General features: G+C 49.1%; 16 protein-coding genes. 3 read left to right on the top strand and 13 right to left on the bottom strand.

Annotated features, from left to right (window positions below):
• Window positions 1–185: 185 nt before the first annotated feature.
• On the top strand, window positions 186–764 hold the full coding sequence (locus G9G57_RS16390; RefSeq protein ID WP_016819508.1) for a TetR/AcrR family transcriptional regulator: 579 nt from the start codon (window positions 186–188) through the stop codon (window positions 762–764).
• A 170-nt stretch (window positions 765–934) separates the two neighbouring features.
• Here G9G57_RS16390 and G9G57_RS16385 read toward each other — a convergent pair whose 3' ends face one another.
• Entirely contained in the window at window positions 935–1357 is a 423-nt protein-coding gene (locus G9G57_RS16385; protein WP_107734796.1) for a MarR family winged helix-turn-helix transcriptional regulator, read from the bottom strand.
• A gap of 232 nt (window positions 1358–1589) precedes the next feature.
• On the opposite strand from G9G57_RS16385, the gene G9G57_RS16380 reads away from it, so the two are divergent.
• A complete protein-coding gene (locus G9G57_RS16380) occupies window positions 1590–2993 on the top strand; it encodes an MFS transporter (RefSeq protein WP_238799306.1) in 1404 nt (467 codons plus the stop codon).
• Between the two features lie 7 nt (window positions 2994–3000).
• Here G9G57_RS16380 and G9G57_RS16375 read toward each other — a convergent pair whose 3' ends face one another.
• From G9G57_RS16375 to G9G57_RS16335, 9 genes are all read right to left on the bottom strand, one after another.
• Window positions 3001–4077: a Gfo/Idh/MocA family protein gene (locus tag G9G57_RS16375; RefSeq protein ID WP_164965251.1), complete on the bottom strand. Its 1077-nt coding sequence runs from the start codon at window positions 4075–4077 to the stop codon at window positions 3001–3003.
• Window positions 4078–4276: 199 nt separating this feature from the next.
• Entirely contained in the window at window positions 4277–4690 is a 414-nt protein-coding gene (locus tag G9G57_RS16370; RefSeq protein WP_016819503.1) for a DUF350 domain-containing protein, read from the bottom strand.
• A gap of 70 nt (window positions 4691–4760) precedes the next feature.
• Window positions 4761–6194, bottom strand: a complete 1434-nt coding sequence (locus G9G57_RS16365) for a glutathionylspermidine synthase family protein (RefSeq protein ID WP_164965250.1) — start codon at window positions 6192–6194, stop codon at window positions 4761–4763.
• 1 nt (window position 6195) lies between these two features.
• Window positions 6196–6534, bottom strand: coding sequence for a hypothetical protein (locus G9G57_RS16360; protein WP_153794382.1), 339 nt, complete (start codon window positions 6532–6534; stop codon window positions 6196–6198).
• Window positions 6534–6692 (bottom strand): hypothetical protein, encoded by a 159-nt coding sequence (locus G9G57_RS16355; RefSeq protein WP_225164838.1) that lies wholly within the window; start codon window positions 6690–6692, stop codon window positions 6534–6536. Before G9G57_RS16355 ends, G9G57_RS16360 begins: the two co-directional genes overlap by 1 nt.
• Window positions 6693–7179: 487 nt before the next feature.
• Complete coding sequence (locus G9G57_RS16350) at window positions 7180–8085, bottom strand: M15 family metallopeptidase (RefSeq protein WP_164965249.1); 906 nt, start codon at window positions 8083–8085, stop codon at window positions 7180–7182.
• A 151-nt stretch (window positions 8086–8236) separates the two neighbouring features.
• A complete protein-coding gene (locus tag G9G57_RS16345) occupies window positions 8237–8962 on the bottom strand; it encodes a phosphoribosylglycinamide synthetase (protein WP_153794378.1) in 726 nt (241 codons plus the stop codon).
• 20 nt (window positions 8963–8982) lie between these two features.
• Window positions 8983–12108, bottom strand: a complete 3126-nt coding sequence (locus G9G57_RS16340; protein ID WP_117290104.1) for a DEAD/DEAH box helicase — start codon at window positions 12106–12108, stop codon at window positions 8983–8985.
• A gap of 141 nt (window positions 12109–12249) precedes the next feature.
• Complete coding sequence (locus G9G57_RS16335) at window positions 12250–13194, bottom strand: helix-turn-helix transcriptional regulator (RefSeq protein ID WP_017428029.1); 945 nt, start codon at window positions 13192–13194, stop codon at window positions 12250–12252.
• A gap of 103 nt (window positions 13195–13297) precedes the next feature.
• Between G9G57_RS16335 and G9G57_RS16330 the strand changes: the two genes are divergently transcribed.
• Entirely contained in the window at window positions 13298–13837 is a 540-nt protein-coding gene (locus G9G57_RS16330; protein ID WP_017428030.1) for a dihydrofolate reductase family protein, read from the top strand.
• Window positions 13838–13921: 84 nt separating this feature from the next.
• Here the strand turns inward: G9G57_RS16330 and G9G57_RS16325 are convergent, their stop codons facing one another.
• Genes G9G57_RS16325 through G9G57_RS16315 form a run of 3 tightly spaced genes read right to left on the bottom strand, consistent with a single transcriptional unit; the run spans window position 13922 to window position 16983 of the window.
• The gene (locus tag G9G57_RS16325; protein WP_017428031.1) at window positions 13922–15217 is read right to left on the bottom strand and encodes an ABC transporter substrate-binding protein; all 1296 of its coding nucleotides are present in this window, start codon (window positions 15215–15217) and stop codon (window positions 13922–13924) included.
• A 47-nt stretch (window positions 15218–15264) separates the two neighbouring features.
• Complete coding sequence (locus G9G57_RS16320; protein WP_016819492.1) at window positions 15265–16101, bottom strand: carbohydrate ABC transporter permease; 837 nt, start codon at window positions 16099–16101, stop codon at window positions 15265–15267.
• Window positions 16102–16983: a carbohydrate ABC transporter permease gene (locus G9G57_RS16315; RefSeq protein ID WP_016819491.1), complete on the bottom strand. Its 882-nt coding sequence runs from the start codon at window positions 16981–16983 to the stop codon at window positions 16102–16104. It abuts the gene before it with no gap.
• Between the last annotated feature and the right edge of the window lie 132 nt (window positions 16984–17115).

The following is a 17115-nucleotide window of genomic DNA, read 5'->3' as shown; positions in this document are numbered from 1 at the left end:
TCCTCCTCAAGAATTTAAATACTGAACGTATAGTTCGTTAATTCGATAATCAAATAATATACTGAACGTTTCGTTTTGTAAATAGGCAAATTCAAATTTTTATTCTTACCTGATATTTGATATACTGAACGTATAGTTTACTTTTCTATGTTTTCTTATATCTATGTAAGAAGGTGAGCATTCCAGTGCAGAGTAAAAGAGGACGTCCGCGTAATGTTGAGTCGCAAAAATCTATCCTTACCGCTTCTTATGAACTACTGTTGGAGCAAGGATTTGGGGCTGTTACGGTAGAAAAAATTGCTGAGCGAGCAAAAGTGAGCAAAGCCACCATATATAAATGGTGGCCTAACAAAGCTGCCGTAGTAATGGATGGTTTCCTATCAGCTACCATGGCAAGATTGCCCGTACCCGACACAGGTCGTGTATTGGACGATATTCTTATTCATGCTACGAATTTAGTACGGTTCCTAATCAGTCGAGAAGGTAAAATCATTACGGAGTTAATTGGTGAAGGGCAACTTGATCCAGGATTAGCAGAGGCATACCGAACACGATATTTCCATCCTCGAAGACTTGAAGCCAGGCATCTAATTGAGCGGGGAATTGAGCGCGGGGAATTGAAGGAGCATCTCGATGTTGAATTATGTATCGATCTCATTTATGGGCCGGTTTTTTATCGATTGCTGGTAACTGGTTATCCATTAGACGATGCCTATGTACGACAATTAGTCATGAATGCGTTTGAAGGCATTAGCTTGGACTGAATTGCGAATGCCATATAAGCGGCGACCGTTCTCCCGTGCAATAAACCCTCAGACTGCACCAAGCAGCCACCACAGAGTATTCTCTGAGAATGGCTGCTTTTTTCTTTTCTCTTTCTTCTTTTTTCCTTTTTCTTTTACCCGCCGATCCTCTATGCTAACTCCTGATTTATTTATTCGTCAGGATCTGTACTAATCTTTTGCAGTAAGTCGATTAGAAGGTCCTCTTCCTCTTCGGATAAATTGCGGGCAAGACCGGTATTGAACTCGTCCAATATCCCTTGTAAGACAGGAGCGAATTCTAACGCCTTGGCCGTAGGAGACACAAGTTGGGAACGACGATCATTGGGGTCCGTTTTACGTTCAATGTAGCCTGATTCCTCTAATTGTTTTACAGAGCGTGTCGTGGTTGCCTTGTCAAATTTAAGTTCATTCGTCAGCTGCTCCTGTGTAATGCCCGGCCGCTGCAAAATCAGCTTTAGGAAACTGTGTTGTCCCCCACTGCCGATTCCATAAGGAGCCAGTTTTTTGGACAGTATTTTTTGATTTCGACGGTACAGGTGGGAAATTAGCTTTCCAATCGGTTTTTTTCTCATCAAATACACCTCATTGGCTTGAAAATGGCAATCCCCAGCTGGGACCAAAACAAAGTTTACAATACTATTGTTGCGCACGCAACTAATTTGCTGTACACTAGAACCGTTCATTTAGTTGCGCATGCAACTAATAAAAAGGGCTTTCAACGATAAAGAGGTGTTCATAATGAGTTCAACTGCTACAACTGTTGCAACCTATCAAGAGAATATCGAAGTTCAGAAGAAACGTTAGATGATTTTGATTGTTTTAAATCTGTTTACGTTTATGTCCACTTTGGATGGAAGCATTGTTAATATTGCTCTTCCTGTGTTGTCTCGCACGTTACATTTACCCGTGGCACAAATTGAATGGGTGACAACCGCCTATTTAATGGCGATATGTACTGCTATTTTATTTTTCGGCAAGCTAGGGGATATGGTCGGTAAAATCAAAATATTCAAAATCGGCACAATCATATTCATTCTCGGCTCCCTATTGTGCGGTCTTAGCTCTTCACTCTCCCTATTGCTGATTTCGCGCATCATTCAGGCCATTGGAGCATCCATGACCATGGCGAACAGCCAAGGGATCGTAACAGATATCTTCCCGTCCACTGAACGGGGCAAAGCGCTTGGCCTCATCGGAACCTTCGTTTCTCTGGGCAGTATCGCCGGGCCGAGCTTGGGCGGTATTATTGTCTCCTCGCTGGGCTGGCAATACATTTTCTGGGTGAATGTACCGATAGGCCTGGTCGCAGTCTTTCTTGGCTGGAAGCTTCTACCGAAGGATCTGATCAAGGTGAAGGAGAAGATTGACGTTCCTGGTAGCCTGGTGTTTGCTATTTTTATTCTCGCCTTGTTCGTCGGATTGCTGCTGGGACAGCAGGTTGGGTATGGAGACCCACGTATTATTGCTTCACTGGTGGTGGCTGTAGTTGCTTTTGCTGTATTCATTCGGTTGGAATTGCGTCGTCCGCAGCCGCTGTTACAGCTCGCATTATTCAAAAATCCGTTGTTTTCACTCAGTATCCTGTGTGCTTTTCTGGTGTTTGTCGCTAACTTCTGCTTTAACATCATTTCGCCTTTCTATGCGCAGAATATGCTGAACTTGTCGCCTTTTTATGCCGGATTTCTGCTGATGTTGTTCCCCATCTCTATGGTTATTGTGGCCCCGCTCAGCGGTGCGCTTTCCGATAAAATCGGGTCTGAACTGCTCACTTTCGCCGGGCTGGTCGTTATGGTCGTTGCCCAAATTGGATTAGCCCAGCTGCATGCAGGCAGCTCCATCCCGCTCGTCGGTCTGTGGATTGCCATGCTGGGTATTGGCAGTGGTTTATTCCAATCGCCAAACAACTCGCTGATTATGTCCAAGGTACCCCGCACACAGCTCGGCTCAGCCGGAAGTGTTAATTCGCTGGTGCGCAACGTCGGTATGGTTGTAGGGATCACGCTGGCCACATCCATTCTCTTTTATATTATGAGTAAAGAGGCTGGTTATCGGGTCACCGGCTTAGTTCCGGGTCATCCTGAAATTTTTCTGTCAGGCATGCATGTAGTCTTTATGACGTCTGCCTCCATCTGTCTTGTGTCGGCATTGTTAACAGGCTGGAGGCTGATCGGGGCTAAACGGGCAAGAACGCAACAAGATAAGAGATAGGGCCTCCTTACACTTCTACTAAACGCCCGTTCTCTCTCCAGGATTGCAGTATTTTCTCAAGTACCCACTGATTCTTGTATCCGTCATCGAACAATGGGGCTCGGTCCACGCACTCCCCCCTTGCCAGCTTAACAAAATCGCCATCGGCTGTATGATTATAGATTGGTGGAACAGCCCAATTCTCGTATTCGGCATCCGGGTGTTCCAGGTCACGCAGCACGATGCGAATACTTTCCGGATTATTGAGACTAGCGTGCAGCGTACCGAGCTCGCCGTAGATATCCACTTCGATATCGTGACGTTTGCCGATGGCATTTTTGTGAGTGATGAAGGTACCCACGGTATTATCGCCAATGATGCCATGAAAGGCGGCGAGATCTTCCACATCCACTTTTACAGGCAGACCCGTGACCGGATCGGGCCGCTCAGGTGTAATGATATGTAGCAGCGCCGCGACGCTTTTAAATTCACCAATCAGAAAACGGGCCAGATCAATAATATGTGAGGCAGTATCCCCCACGACTCCAGAGCCGGCCTTGGCTAAATTGTGTCGCCATGTATACGGATGCTGACGATACGGTGAAAATGAATCCATTAGATAGCGGAATTGAATATTGTAGATTTTACCCAGCTTATGCTCTTCCAGCAGCTGCTTGACATATTGGAAGGCCGCTCCGTAGCGATGCTTGTAGTGAACCAGCAAAGGCACTGGATTCGCAGTATACAGCTTTTTCAATTCACCTGCCTCAGACCACGTGAGCGTCAATGGTTTTTCTGCCAGTACAGCTTTGTGTTCTTCCAGCGCAATCCTAATAATGTCAAAATGCACATCATTGGGTGTCAGCGACAGAATCGCATCTACCTTTGGGTCACGGATCAACGCTTCATAATGGGAGTACCGCTTGGAAGCAGGCAGTTGCAATTGCTCTCCGATGACTTGAAGGCGGTTCGCGTTTACATCACTAACGGCCACAATCGATACCCCCGACATGCTGTGTAATGATCTGATATGATATTCAGCGATCAAGCCCAAGCCGATGATCCCCACCCGAATGGGTAGGATTGGGGAGGTAAAGGTACTCATATGTTCAGAATTCCCTTCTTTGCAATTTGGTTTGATATCTGGAGCACATTTCTTTTTGCTATGCAGTATCACCCTTACCTTTGTAGAATAGTCCCCACCAAGTGAATACAATTCCCCGTAAAAAAAAGAATCTGCAGCTCCGTTGTCCGGTTTTGCAGATTCTTTGTACCTCTTCTCTATATTAACTACATCATTTCGACTACATCAAAAATGTACCTACGACAAAAGATACCCCGATGATGATTGAACGTAGCAGTTGTGCCAGAGCCACATTGCCTTTAGCAATTTCCTCGCACACCTTGGTACGCGGCGTTACCAGATCAAAAATCACATAGACCAGGCACAGCACTACAATGCCTACGGCCGACCAGGTCAGCATATCGAGCCATGAATGGCTGCTATACGACACCATTCCCACGATGATACACAGGCCTAGCAGCTTTGCCCCCATGTAGATACCTGCCGCTTCATTGCCGCGTGCGATTTCCTGATTATCGTTATAACGTGTCAGCAAGCTGAACACAAAATAACCTACGATTAAGATGGCAAACAAGATAAGCAGGCCGATACCTACATTGCCCAATGCGTTGCCCAAACTAATATGAGAGTCCAATTTTTTTCCTCCTTATGATACTTATGAATAGGAACAGATCTGTTCGAATAGTATACATTGTGCAATTCGCCTATACAGCGGGTGGATTAGAAGGTTCGTTGGCAACGGAGGCAGCGCAATAATAGGCCATATCCCCTGTTACCTTTTCACCGATTCGCGGCAGGACCCCCGCAAAACGCCCCCCGATCACGAATATGCCTGTCAGCACGTAGCCGTGAAATAGCCCTTCCTCGGTCTGCACCTCTGCGCTCTGCATGGGCCACAGCCGCTGATAAATCTTAGGCTGTCCCTCGTAATAAGCGGCAATATGTGCGGCTTCCTCCTGTTCAGGCGTTAGTGGAGCATCAACTTGATGAAGCAGATCAGGCTGGTCAGCCTTCACATTTTCAACCACTCCCAAGACGCCTTCCAGTCTCTCCTCGGGTTCAGGCTGCTCAATCAAATGCGTCCCTTTACCCTCTCGTCCCCATATACCTTTGGCGACATAAGGCTCTTGATTTTGCAGAAACACGGATGGCTCAAAATATGTAGGTAGCAGGTAGGTTCGTATGACCTCCAGCTCCCGGTCGTCAAATAAACGAAAACCGCAGAACGCTGGTGTCTGCTCATTGCGCTCGTACAGCGACCATACGGTTGCGGTGAACCCTTTGCTCTGGGTAATGATATGCTGCGGCGGATTAATGAGTCCTATTTTCCCGTCTGCCACCATATCCATTAACGCCTGCCCCACCTCAAGCCCCGTGTCCTCTTCCCGATCATCAATCAGGTATTCCAGCGGATACAGGCGATAGAGGATGTGAATCTGCTCTCCCCGGTGATACAATCCTTCGTTCGGGATAATTTCCAGCTCTTCCAATGGCGCATAAACCACTTCAAACCCGGCTTGTTCACCTAAACGCATAATATATTTGGTATTCGTCTGATCCTCGATATGCCAATCATAGCAAGTGAAGTGCACCTTTGTCCCTAAACCCTTGCGGCTATAAAAATGAATGAGCTCCGTCAAGGCAGACTGAATCGCCTCATCCATTCCAGATGAGGGTCCATGTAGAGCAATGTCATCCCTTGACATTCCCTCACTATGCAGCACCTCCAGCAGCTTTCCTTCGAGATAAGCCACCTCGGGAATCCCGGTTGGGGTATCGGTGTTATTCTCAATGCACTTGATCCCCGCTTCCCCCACAATCCAGTCCTGTCGGGTGATCCCATCCGGCGCGACCTCCATACGTGCAGCACGCAGCAAGCCTGGATGAATTCCCAACCGCTCCACCAGGTATTCATCCGGCATATAGCGCTGGATGAATTGCTGAACCTTGCGATAAATACGATGTACCGCCTCAGAAGCAGCCTGAAGCTCTGCCAGCTCGCTTTCCCGATACACCGTTAAGGCCGGCACGCAATAGGACTTGCCGTACATGCGATGGTACGGAATCATACGGCTGATTTCACCCTGAAAAAGCTCGTCATGTTCATAAGGCAATTGCCTAATCGTACGCATGCTCATCTTAACCCCCAGAAAAAAAGCCGCTGTGTGAGCCGCTGCTGCCAAAACCACTGTGTGAGTTGGATGATGAAGACGAGCTTCTGCGATAAGAACTGGAAGATGAACGACTGTTATGGTACGAGGAGCCTCCGCTATAATAGGTCGATCCACCATAATAATACCCGCTGCTGCCTGAATCCCGGCAGGCCGTTTGCTCCGATACAGGAAGCTCGTCGCAGTCATAATATTCGTCGTCACCGCAACCCGTCAGAGCGGCCGGGACAGCCAGCATCAGGGCAAAGGCCGCCATCCGTGCACGAGAGCCAGGCTTGGATTTCATGATTTCCCAAGAATGCTCCATCACAGATCGACCTCCTTCACAAACAAATGCACCTTTTTCAACTGAGGGTCCAATACCGAATAGATAAACTCATATGTTTTGCCACCTAGCACCGTATAGTGATCCAGTAGCCGTTGGGCTAGCTCCAAGGTAAATACCGAGCCTTCCCGCTGATCCATACTGCGGAACGCAGGCTCATGCCATACCCAGTACAAGGCGCTGAATGTGGAGCTGTAGCCTCCCTCACTAGCCAGGACGAGGTCTGTGATCGACGCGCCGTAAGGCTTCGCACGTTCCCCCGTAAATTCGGTTACATAGACGGAATGATCCGTATGCTCCTCACTTTCATTCGAGATATGCGCCCACAGTTTGTCATGGAGACGCGTAGCGTCTACAAGCTTGCGCAGGAACAGCTCATCTCCCGATACGGACTCCCGTGTTAGGCTGCGCAGTTCCTTTTGAGTGTCTTCTGACCATTCGCGATACGTTAATGAATAATAAATGATGATTCCCTTCCCTTCCTGTACGCTTCTGTCATGAGGTTTACTATAAATCCAAGCATCTGTCGTCGTTCACTATACGAGATTCTACCTTGAAAAGGTTCAATTTGGAAGAAAAATACGACAAAAAGCCGCAATCCCCAGGATTACGGCTTGGTTGTAGCGGTTATAGTTTGATATTGCTTTCGTCGAAATACTCCTCAAGTGTCAGCCCCTGCTTGGCTACATCCTCTGCAATATCTACTCCCACATAACGGATATGCCAAGGCTCGTACACATAGCCGGTCACATCTTCTTTACCCTTCATATAACGAATAATAAATCCGTATTCCGGTGCATGTTGTTCCAGCCATTCACCTTCCTTGGAAGCACCGAAGGATTGCTCCAGCTCATTGCCTACGCTGGGGCTGGATACGTCAATGGACAATCCCGTCTGATGCTCACTCGTACCTGGTACGGCGCTGACTTTAGAGGCATATTCCTGCCCCTTTGTCTTTACATTGTTGTTGAAAATAAACACCTGACGCTTATAGGAACGGTATCCCGATACCGCACGCAGCTCAATGCCGTCCTTTTTCGCACCGTCGAACAGCTTCTCCAGTGCCTCTGCCGCTTCCTTACGCAAATGCCGCTTCTCATGCGGTCCCTCGAAGGAAAAAGGCACCTGCGGCTCCACCAGATCATCCGGGACATAGCCCACGGGCAAGCTGCGCTTTTTGTTCACAACGACTGTATCTGAAGTCGCATTGGTGACAACCGCTGTTCCATCCTCTTCCTTAACCGTAGCTTGCAGCACACTCTGGCTCCGCAACGCCATTACAGGGTCGGCTTGTCCGCTTCCAGTACCCGCGGTGGCTTGTCCAGCGCTAGCGCTGCCATTCCCCGCATCCGGCTGGGTGGAAGGCTGTACATTCTCCTGTACCGCTGTAGACGATTTTAATGGCTCACTTTCCTGTCCACCTGATCCTCCTTGCTGGCACGCTGCTAGCAATAGGCCCGGCAGGATCAGCCCCGGAATAAGCGCTTTAGTCCATCGCTGAGATGTGCGCGTCTGTTGTATATGTCGTTTCATGCTGGTATCTCCTCCAATATTGCAATTGATACATGACTTGCAGTAACTTTTCCGTTTCCCCATTGTAACTGAACTTTGGACACACTTCGAAGCTGTTATCCTATCCAATGAAGGTGAACAGTCTCGAAAAAGGAAGCATATCCCCGAATTGTTACGGATTATGACGTTTTTGCGAGATTGCAGCCCGAGCTCGCTCGGCTACCCGTTCACGTATGAGTTTCAATGCTTCTTCAGCACGGGGTAACCTCGGCAGCAAAGACGTAATATCAGTTTCCTTCTTGAAAGCAAGTTTCTGTGGCAGATGGATTTCAATGGCATGAAAGCCTGCTCCGGGACGATGCAATGCTCCTTCAGCTGCGGATTCTGCAATCCATTCGCTAATTGCTGCCGATCCGCTGCGTCCGCCCTCCGCGCGTGAGGTAGGCTCAAGCGCGGGGGAGGTTCTCTGCACATGGGATAACTCTCCAGCCCAAGCACTAAACACGTACTCCAGCAGCTCTTCCGGCGTCATTCCGATCAACGCCGGACAGTGTTGGGGCTCGTTTTTCAGTCCAGCCTGAAGAGCTTCCTTCACGTCTTCGACTGCATCCACTCCATTCTCTCTGCTGGAAACGGCGGTCTCAGCTGCGAGTTGAACAATTTCATCCAGCGACAGGCAGGCTTCTCCTTTCAGGAGACGGTAGATGTCCAAAGGCTCCGCTTTTAGCTGCTCCAGCCATGCCCCTCGCTCTTCCAGGTTCAGTACAGGCACTGGGCCAGTCCATTGGACGGGTTGTGCGGAAGGTACACCCGTCAATTCACCTTCCGGCCCATTTCCGTCAAATCCCACGATCCATCGACCGTCAGTTACGTCCAGCTTCACTCGCGGTCTCGTCATCGCCTTCATCCTTTCTCTGCTCACTCGATCCATACATCATTTTGCAACGCAATCAGACCACGCAGTTCATCATCAGACATTTCGGTGAGCCAATGTTCACCCGAGCCGACAACCTGTTCGGACAGTGCCTTTTTGCTCTCGATCAGCTCATCGATTCTTTCCTCCAGTGTCCCCTGACAAATCAACTTGTGCACTTGTACATTGCGACTTTGACCAATACGGAATACCCGGTCTGTCGCCTGATTTTCCACCGCAGGATTCCACCAGCGATCATAGTGAATGACATGGCTGGCACGCGTCAGGTTCAGACCCACGCCACCTGCACGCAAGGAAAGTACGAATATATTCGGTCCTTTTCCCTGCTGGAAGTTGTGAACCATTTCGTCCCGTCTGGTTTTCGCCAGTCCCCCATGCAGGAAATATGGCTCTTCTCCCAAAATTTTGGCCAAACGGGAAACCAGTAGTTCTCCCATCGACACATATTGGGTGAAAATCAGCGCCGATTCATCGTTCTCGCGAATGGTTTCTACCAATTCCAGCAGTCGCTCCATTTTGCCCGAGTTTTCGGCTTTACTGCTGTCAGCACGGCCTGGAATAATTAAACCCGGATGATCACAGATTTGCTTCAACTTGGTCAGCGACGACAGGACAAGCCCTTTGCGGGCCATACCGACCTGTCCATCCAGTGTTCCCAACAATTGATCCACCACACCGCGGTATAATCCGGCCTGCTCTGGTGTCAGTACGCAATAGGACTTCAACTCCAGCTTCTCTGGCAAATCCTTGCGGATATCCGGATCGCTTTTGAGCCGACGCAGCATGAACGGGGAGACGAGACGATGAAGCTCACGCAACGCGGACCCCCGTTCCTCTCCTGCCAGACTGTACCGCTGGCGGAATGAAGACGCTGTACCAAGATACCCTGGATTCAGGAATTGGAAAATAGACCACAGTTCGCTCAAGCGATTCTCTACCGGAGTACCTGTCATGGCAATCCGATGTGGTGCGGACAACTTCATGACGCTTTGTGCCTGCTTAGTGCGTGCATTTTTTATATATTGCGCCTCATCCAACACGATGGAAGACCAGTAGACCGCAGATAAATCGCTGCCGTCCCGGCCCGCCAAATGATAGGTAGTGAGGACGATATCATACTCGCGTACATTTTCCTGAAACTGCTCCCCGTGGAGTCGCTGGTTGCCATGATGAATATAAAGCGACAAATCCGGTGAAAAGCGCTTCAATTCCCGCTGCCAGTTGCCAAGCAAGGACGTCGGACAGATGATTAACGCCGGACGCTGATCCTCTGCTCCGATGCCACCATCGAGCAGACAGGTAATAACCTGAATCGTTTTACCCAGCCCCATGTCGTCCGCCAGGCAGACACCAAAGCCCAATCCGCGCATCGCAGCCAGCCATTGAAAACCCCGCTCTTGATACGGCCGTAGTGCACCATGCAGCGTCTCCGGCACAGGACGCGGCTCTACGGAACGGAGTACCCCTCCCTCAGCCAACGACGCAAGCAATCCGGCGGATTCCGCGCCAAAGATAGACAAGCCCTTCCATGAGGCCTCGCCTGCACTTTCATTTTCCGCAGCCAAATGCATCCATTCGGACAAGCTCATTTCACCGTTTTCTCCACGCTTGATAAAGCGCAGCACCTGACGAATTTCCTTGGGGTCTACCTCGATCCATTCCCCTCCGAGACGTACGTATGGCAAATTGGCCGCGACGATGCTTTCCAGTTCCTCCATCGTCAAGGCCGTATCCCCCAGCACAGCCTCGGCATCAAACGAAATCATGCGGTTAATGCCAACAGACGATGTATCGGCGATCACACCATCTGGCTTGGTCCCCTGCTCTGTCGAGCGCATTTTAAGCCGCAAGCCTGCACGTCTTCGCCCCTCCCGGCTCCAGCGTGAAGGCATTTGCACAGTAATACCGTTCTTTTGTAAAGAAGGTACGGCTTCCGTCAGGAAGCGGAAGAACATCTCCGGCTCCAGGGTCAACCCCTCGGGATAAGGGCGGTTTAATGCTTCCTGCAATATAGGTGCCGCTTCAGCCGCCTGTCCGAGCCTCGTCAGCAGTTGCGCCTGCACTTGACGGTACACAATTTCACCGCGAACCAGATCACGTTCAGGATATGCCCACAATGCCAGAGCAGGCAGTCGTAATCCGGGCTCTGCATCGCTTTCTGCCCAAAAGGTAATGCGCCATTCCTGGATACTCTCTTCCAAAGAAGGCTCCAAACGAAGGCACAGACGCAATTGCCCTTCAATGGGTTCCTTGGCTTCCCGTTCGGTGACAGGCATCGTGCTTCCCTCAAGAGAGGACGCCTGAAGAACCAGCTCCTCCATCTCAGCAGGCGTTCCCTGAATCGCAACCTGACGCGAACCCGTCAACAGACTGTTCCACCACAGCTCCGCCAGCGGTGATCCTCCGCGCCGATAATCTGCCCGATATCGTCCCAGCTCACGATCTGACGCAGCCAGCACCGCGGTCGTTTCTGCATGAACGACCGCACACAAGAAGGAATACAGCACCATTCCAGCTGCATCCTCACGTGTTTCTGGCTCCTTGCCCGCAAAAACGGCCGGAGCTGCCATACAAACAGCCGGCATCGCAGCTGCCAGCTCATGAAAGCGGCGGATGTCCTCCTCTTCGCGAAGCCGAGGAATCCACACCCCTACCGCCGCATCCGGACCGCGTCGTCGCGGTCCAGAGGGACGCGCCTCTGTAAGTGATGGCACGATTTCGCCCCGCTGCATCAGCTCCAGTGCAAAATAAGCAGCCTTTTGCCAATACTGCATTTCCTCGCCAAGCGTAATGCCCGAAGCCGCACAGCCCTTCTCGTCCAAGCGAGTCAGCAGAGCCATCGTCTCGCGAGGTTCCAGTGCCAGACCCTCCAGCGTACGCCCCAGCATGGAACGTCTTTTGCCACCTCTGCCCGCGGTTTCCACGCGAGCATTGTTAGGTATCCGCACCTCGGCAAGACGCAACGCAGCCTGCCGAAACGGCCGAAGGTCTCCCTTCAGCGTCAGCCTGCGGATCACACTGCTCCACGCATCAATACGTGGTTCCGACGTCTCACCAGAAAAGCAAAAAAACACATCTCCGAGCCATATTCCATAAAGCGGTTGATTCATATCTGTCTCCCGTCCAGCCTTTTGAATTATTACTCTTCATCATATACGAAAACGGGCTCTTTTCAAAACTTTATCACAAAAATAATTGGAAAGTCATACGTTAATAACCTTAAATATTCATGTAATTAACAATTAAGAGACTTATCCTTCCTGATCGGCCTCATCATCCTTCAGATAAGGATTCAGGCTGTCTTGCAGCAGCCGTTTGACTTGCATGCGCAGCTCTTTCGGATATATAACCTCGGCCTCCGGCCCGTATTTTAACAGAAGTCTGGATACATATTTAAACTCTTCGACCGGGATATGTCCGTACCATTCCTGACCCCGCGATTTCTCATGAGAAACATTTTGGAAGAGGGGGTCTGATTCCGCCAGCCGAGCACCTAATGGTGTAAATTCTATTTTTGACGGAATTCCCGTACGCGAATCCTCCGCAGTCAACCATTCCTTAAGGGTGGGAAGGCCGGATAAGGTGTCTTCCAGTATGGTCATTGTCATCACTCTGTCTGAGCGGTACAAAATGATCCGATCTCCGCTTTGCGCAGGCATGTACCAATATCCGTGATCAAAATAGAGCCCCACCGGATATACTTTCGTCCACTTGTCCCCAGAAGCGGAGCGGTAAAGCATGTTCAACCGACGTTTATTCAACGCAGCCTCCAAAATGAGCGAGGTGTAGGGTGATTCTGCGTGAGTCGGCATCATCCGAAAAGCGATATAGTCCTTGAATTGATCGATGCTATCCCGCACATCCTGAGGAAGCTCGGCATAATAGTGCTCGGATAAATGCTCCCGCACCGACCCGAAGGGGATGTCCGGGATATTTTCCAGCAGCTGCAGCATGAGAAAAAGACCAAAAGCCTCATCGCGAGCAAGATGAAGGGGAGGAAGAAGTCGATTGGGAAGTGCCCGATAGCCGCCATGAGGTCCGGTTTCGGTATACAGGGGTAACCCGGTCTGCTGCAAATAGTCGAGATCTCTTTGAATCGTCCTGACGGAGACACCAAACCGCTCGGCCAGCTCACGTGCCGTATATTTTTTTCGGGAATCCAGTATCCTCATAAGTGCGATTCTGCGTTCGTTCATAAGGTACTCCTCTAATAAAAATAAAGTTTAAACGATTATTTTACTACGACAAAGTATGTCATAAATAGATTGTAACATAGGTGATAGAAAGGAGTGATGAACCATGGATGCTATAAAATCCAACAAAGTCGTATTGTATATTGCCGTGAGTCTTGACGGGTATATTGCACTGCCGGATGGCTCGGTGGACTGGCTGTTTGATGTCAAAGGGGATGGTGGCGACAATGGATATGCCGACTTTTACGACACTGTAGGCACGCTACTGATGGGCAGGCTGACGTATGAAGAGGTATTGAAGCTTTCCGATGATTTCCCCTATGCTGGCAAGCCTTGTTATATACTCACCCGGTCTTTAGCGAAGCATGAGCAAGCACCGCATGTTACATTTACGGACGAGGCTCTGTCTGAGCTAGTTCCGCGTCTGCAAAAACAATCGGAAGGTTTGGTATGGCTAGTAGGTGGAGGTCAGTTAGTTCAGGCCTTCATGCAGGCTGGACTGCTGGAAAAGGCGATCATTGCGATCATTCCTAAAGTGCTTGGACAAGGAATACCGTTATTTCCAGAAGGAACACTGCCAAGTACATTTGAACTCCAAGAAATAGAACGCCGCGGGGATATTGTACTGCTTTATTATAATGTATAATTATGTTAACAAAAAAAGCCTTCGGATGTTCAGGATCATGCAATCTCCCTGACATACGAAGGCTCTTCTGCGTATTTTATTTAATTATTTGGTCTTCAAATTATCCCATGTTCTCTGGAAATCCTCGAACAGCTTCCCAGCATCCGATTTACCTGCCACATAAGCTTGCATCTGACTTCCGAATTCTTGCTGCGCTCCTTCAGGATAACGGCTAAAGAACCAGCCCAGCAGTTTATTTTCCTGACTGTATTTCACCACTTCGGCACCCAGTTGGCCCATATCGGCCTCTTCTCCTTTGATGCTCTTGAACGCTGGAATGAACTTAAATTCCTTGGTGATATACTTTTTCCCTTGCTCGGATGTCACCATCCAATTTAAGAACTCTTTGGCCTCAGCTTTGACAGACGAATTTTTATTAACCACCCAGTTATTGGCGACACCTACAAACAGCTTATCTCCGGCTGTTGCATCTTCACCAATCGGCATAGGCAGAATACCCAGATTCAGTTTCGGATTAATTCCGTCAATTTGGACCTGAGTCCAGTTCCCTTGCTGCATCATGGCAGCCTTGCCAGTGGCAAAGTTCGTTACCTGCGTATTGTAATCAGTCGTGAGCGGCTTCGAATTGCCATACTTGAGCGTCAGATCGAGCAGCTTGATCCACTCGGCGAATACAGCATTGCCCGGAATTTTGGCTGTGCCATCATTCAGTCCCTTGACGAAGCCCGACGGGTCTGGCTGATTAGCAAATGCCACGTTCAGCAAATGATTGCCCAGCACCCAAAACTCCTGGTATCCATTGGAGAAAGGTGTAATCCCTGCGGCTTGCAGCTTTTGCGCAGCAACCTCCAGCTCAGACAGCGTTTTAGGAGGCTCGGTGATTCCAGCCTTTTTGAACAAATCCTTGTTATAAATAAAGCCGTATCCTTCCAGATTCATTGGCTGACCGTACAGCTTGCCATCCTTGGTCATCGGTTCTTTGGCGACATCGACCACATCACCAACCCAAGGTTGGTCGGATAGGTCCTCCAAATATTCCATCCACGTATCCAGCTCACGATATCCGCCGACATTAAAAATATCCGGCTGTTCACCAGAAGCAAACTTGGCCTTCAACGCCGCCCCATAGTCACTACCCCCACCTACGGTCTGAATGTCGAGCTTAATCCCGGGGTGAGTCGCTTCATACTCCCCCTTCATGCGATTTAGTGCTTCTGCAATCTCTACTTTAAACTGAAAAATGTGAATGGTTTTCTCCTTAACTTCCTCATTGCTTGCATTTTGCCCCCCACTGCTGTTACACCCCGCCAAAACCAGAGCAAAAGCTGCAAAAAGCAAAATCAGTGCTTGGGCTTTCTTTTTAAAAGTATGCGTTTTCATATTTATGTTCCTTTCTATTCTAGGTTTCATAGCACCATAATCAACACTCAACCTTTAACCGAACCTGCCATAATCCCTTGTATAATATATTTTTGCATGGCCAGAAAGAACGCGATGACCGGCAAGATACCCAGCACCAGAGCAGGTAATGCCAAATCCCACTGCTTCGTATATTGTCCGAAAAAGGCATAGGTTGCAATCGGAATGGTGCGCAATTCAGCCTTTTGCAGCACGAGAGAAGGCAGTAGATAGTCATTCCAAATCCAGAGTGTATTCAAAATAATAACTGTTACCATCATGGGCAGCATCAACGGATATACAATCCGGAAAAACACCCCGTAAGGCGTGCAACCGTCTACTGTAGCTGCTTCTTCCACCTCGACTGGCACACCTTTGACGAATCCGTGAAAGAGAAAGATGGACATAGGAGCCCCAAATCCCAGATAACAGATTACCAGACCACTAATACTGTTCATTAAATCCAGCGTACTTACAACCTTGACCAAAGGGATCATCACCGATTGAAAAGGAATGACCATCGCGGCCACGAACAGGCTGAACAGCACCCGATTGTAACGTGTTGGATGCCGAACCATTCGATAAGCAGCCATTGAGCTGATCAGTACGAGCAGCAGATTGCTGACCACCGTAACCACGAATGAGTTCCATAACGCTTCAGGAAAACGCGTAATGCTCCAAGCTCTAGCATAGTTGCTCCATACAAATGTTTGTGGCCAGGCCGCAGAATCCGTGAGCAGGTCACCAAAGCTTTTGACCGAATTCACGAACAAAAAGTAAAACGGGACGAGGAATACCAATGCGACGAGGATCATCACCAACTCAGTCGCCCAGGTTCCAACGCGGTAGCGATTGTTTGTTTCCATCTACGATTCCACCTCCCGACTTTTCGTCAGGCGTACCTGAAGGCTCGTAACGAGAGCAACAATGATAAAGAAAATAAGTGCTTTAGCCGTTCCCAACCCATAACGATTATTGACAAACGCTTCATTGTATATATTGAGCGCCACTGACTCTGTTGAACCAAAAGGACCACCCTTCGTCAATGACAGGTTGAGATCGAACATTTTAAACGACCATGATATCGCCAGGAAGAGACATACCGTAATGGCGGGCATGATCAAAGGCAGTATAATCGACCGCAAGATTTGCATCCGGCTCGCTCCGTCAATCTCGGCTGCCTCCAGCATATCCCGGGGCACGTTGGTCAGGGAAGAGATATAAATCACCATTAAATAACCGGCTGTTTGCCAGATAAACACGATCACAATGCCCCAGAAGGCCGTAATCTCATCTCCCAGCCAGGACAGGTTGAAAAAGGATAACCCCGTACTCTCGCCGATCGCTGCAAATCCCTTGACGAAAATAAACTGCCAGATAAAACCGAGCAACAGACCTCCGATCACATTAGGCATGAAAAAAATAGTTCGAAGCACATTTTTTGTTTTTAGCGGCTTGGTTAGAAAATACGCCAGCAGAAAACCAAAGATATTGGCTGCCACCACTCCAATCACCGTAAAACGGACGGTAAACCAGAACGCTGTCCCGAATTTGTCGTCATTTAATAAAATGTGACTGAAATTATCCAGCCCGACCCACTTTGCCTGATTGGCTACCCCATTCCACTCTGTAAAAGAATAGTACATTCCTAGCATGAAAGGGATTACAATAATGATAACGAAAAATAACGTCGATGGCCCTACAAAAATCCATTGCTGGAGCCATTGCGACGACTTGGCGCGATTCAAACCGATCCCCCCTTTGTTCTCTTTGGTGTCTGGAACGCTCCTCTACGGCATCCTTGCAAGCAGTGTGGACGTTGAATCCGTATGGATATGCAATTCACATGTTCATTATGTCGAATTAGCGCTCTGGAGAAC

The organism is Paenibacillus sp. EKM211P, from assembly GCF_011066175.1.
GTDB lineage: Bacteria > Bacillota > Bacilli > Paenibacillales > Paenibacillaceae > Paenibacillus > Paenibacillus polymyxa.
Note: the sequence above shows the minus strand (reverse complement) of the source record. Positions and strands in the feature narration are given on the sequence as shown.

Bases quoted from the DNA above. Each gene is read 5' to 3' on its own strand.
- G9G57_RS16385 (WP_107734796.1), bottom strand. From the start codon at position 1,357: ATGAGAAAAAAACCGATTGGAAAGCTAATTTCCCACCTGTACCGTCGA.
- G9G57_RS16355 (WP_225164838.1), bottom strand. From the start codon at position 6,692: ATGGATCAGCGGGAAGGCTCGGTATTTACCTTGGAGCTAGCCCAACGG.
- G9G57_RS16350 (WP_164965249.1), bottom strand. From the start codon at position 8,085: ATGAAACGACATATACAACAGACGCGCACATCTCAGCGATGGACTAAA.
- G9G57_RS16380 (WP_238799306.1), top strand. From the start codon at position 1,590: ATGATTTTGATTGTTTTAAATCTGTTTACGTTTATGTCCACTTTGGAT.
- G9G57_RS16340 (WP_117290104.1), bottom strand. From the start codon at position 12,108: ATGAATCAACCGCTTTATGGAATATGGCTCGGAGATGTGTTTTTTTGC.
- G9G57_RS16365 (WP_164965250.1), bottom strand. From the start codon at position 6,194: ATGAGCATGCGTACGATTAGGCAATTGCCTTATGAACATGACGAGCTT.
- G9G57_RS16320 (WP_016819492.1), bottom strand. From the start codon at position 16,101: ATGGAAACAAACAATCGCTACCGCGTTGGAACCTGGGCGACTGAGTTG.
- G9G57_RS16330 (WP_017428030.1), top strand. From the start codon at position 13,298: ATGGATGCTATAAAATCCAACAAAGTCGTATTGTATATTGCCGTGAGT.
- G9G57_RS16345 (WP_153794378.1), bottom strand. From the start codon at position 8,962: ATGACGAGACCGCGAGTGAAGCTGGACGTAACTGACGGTCGATGGATC.
- G9G57_RS16325 (WP_017428031.1), bottom strand. From the start codon at position 15,217: ATGAAAACGCATACTTTTAAAAAGAAAGCCCAAGCACTGATTTTGCTT.
- G9G57_RS16360 (WP_153794382.1), bottom strand. From the start codon at position 6,534: ATGGAGCATTCTTGGGAAATCATGAAATCCAAGCCTGGCTCTCGTGCA.
- G9G57_RS16335 (WP_017428029.1), bottom strand. From the start codon at position 13,194: ATGAACGAACGCAGAATCGCACTTATGAGGATACTGGATTCCCGAAAA.
- G9G57_RS16375 (WP_164965251.1), bottom strand. From the start codon at position 4,077: ATGAGTACCTTTACCTCCCCAATCCTACCCATTCGGGTGGGGATCATC.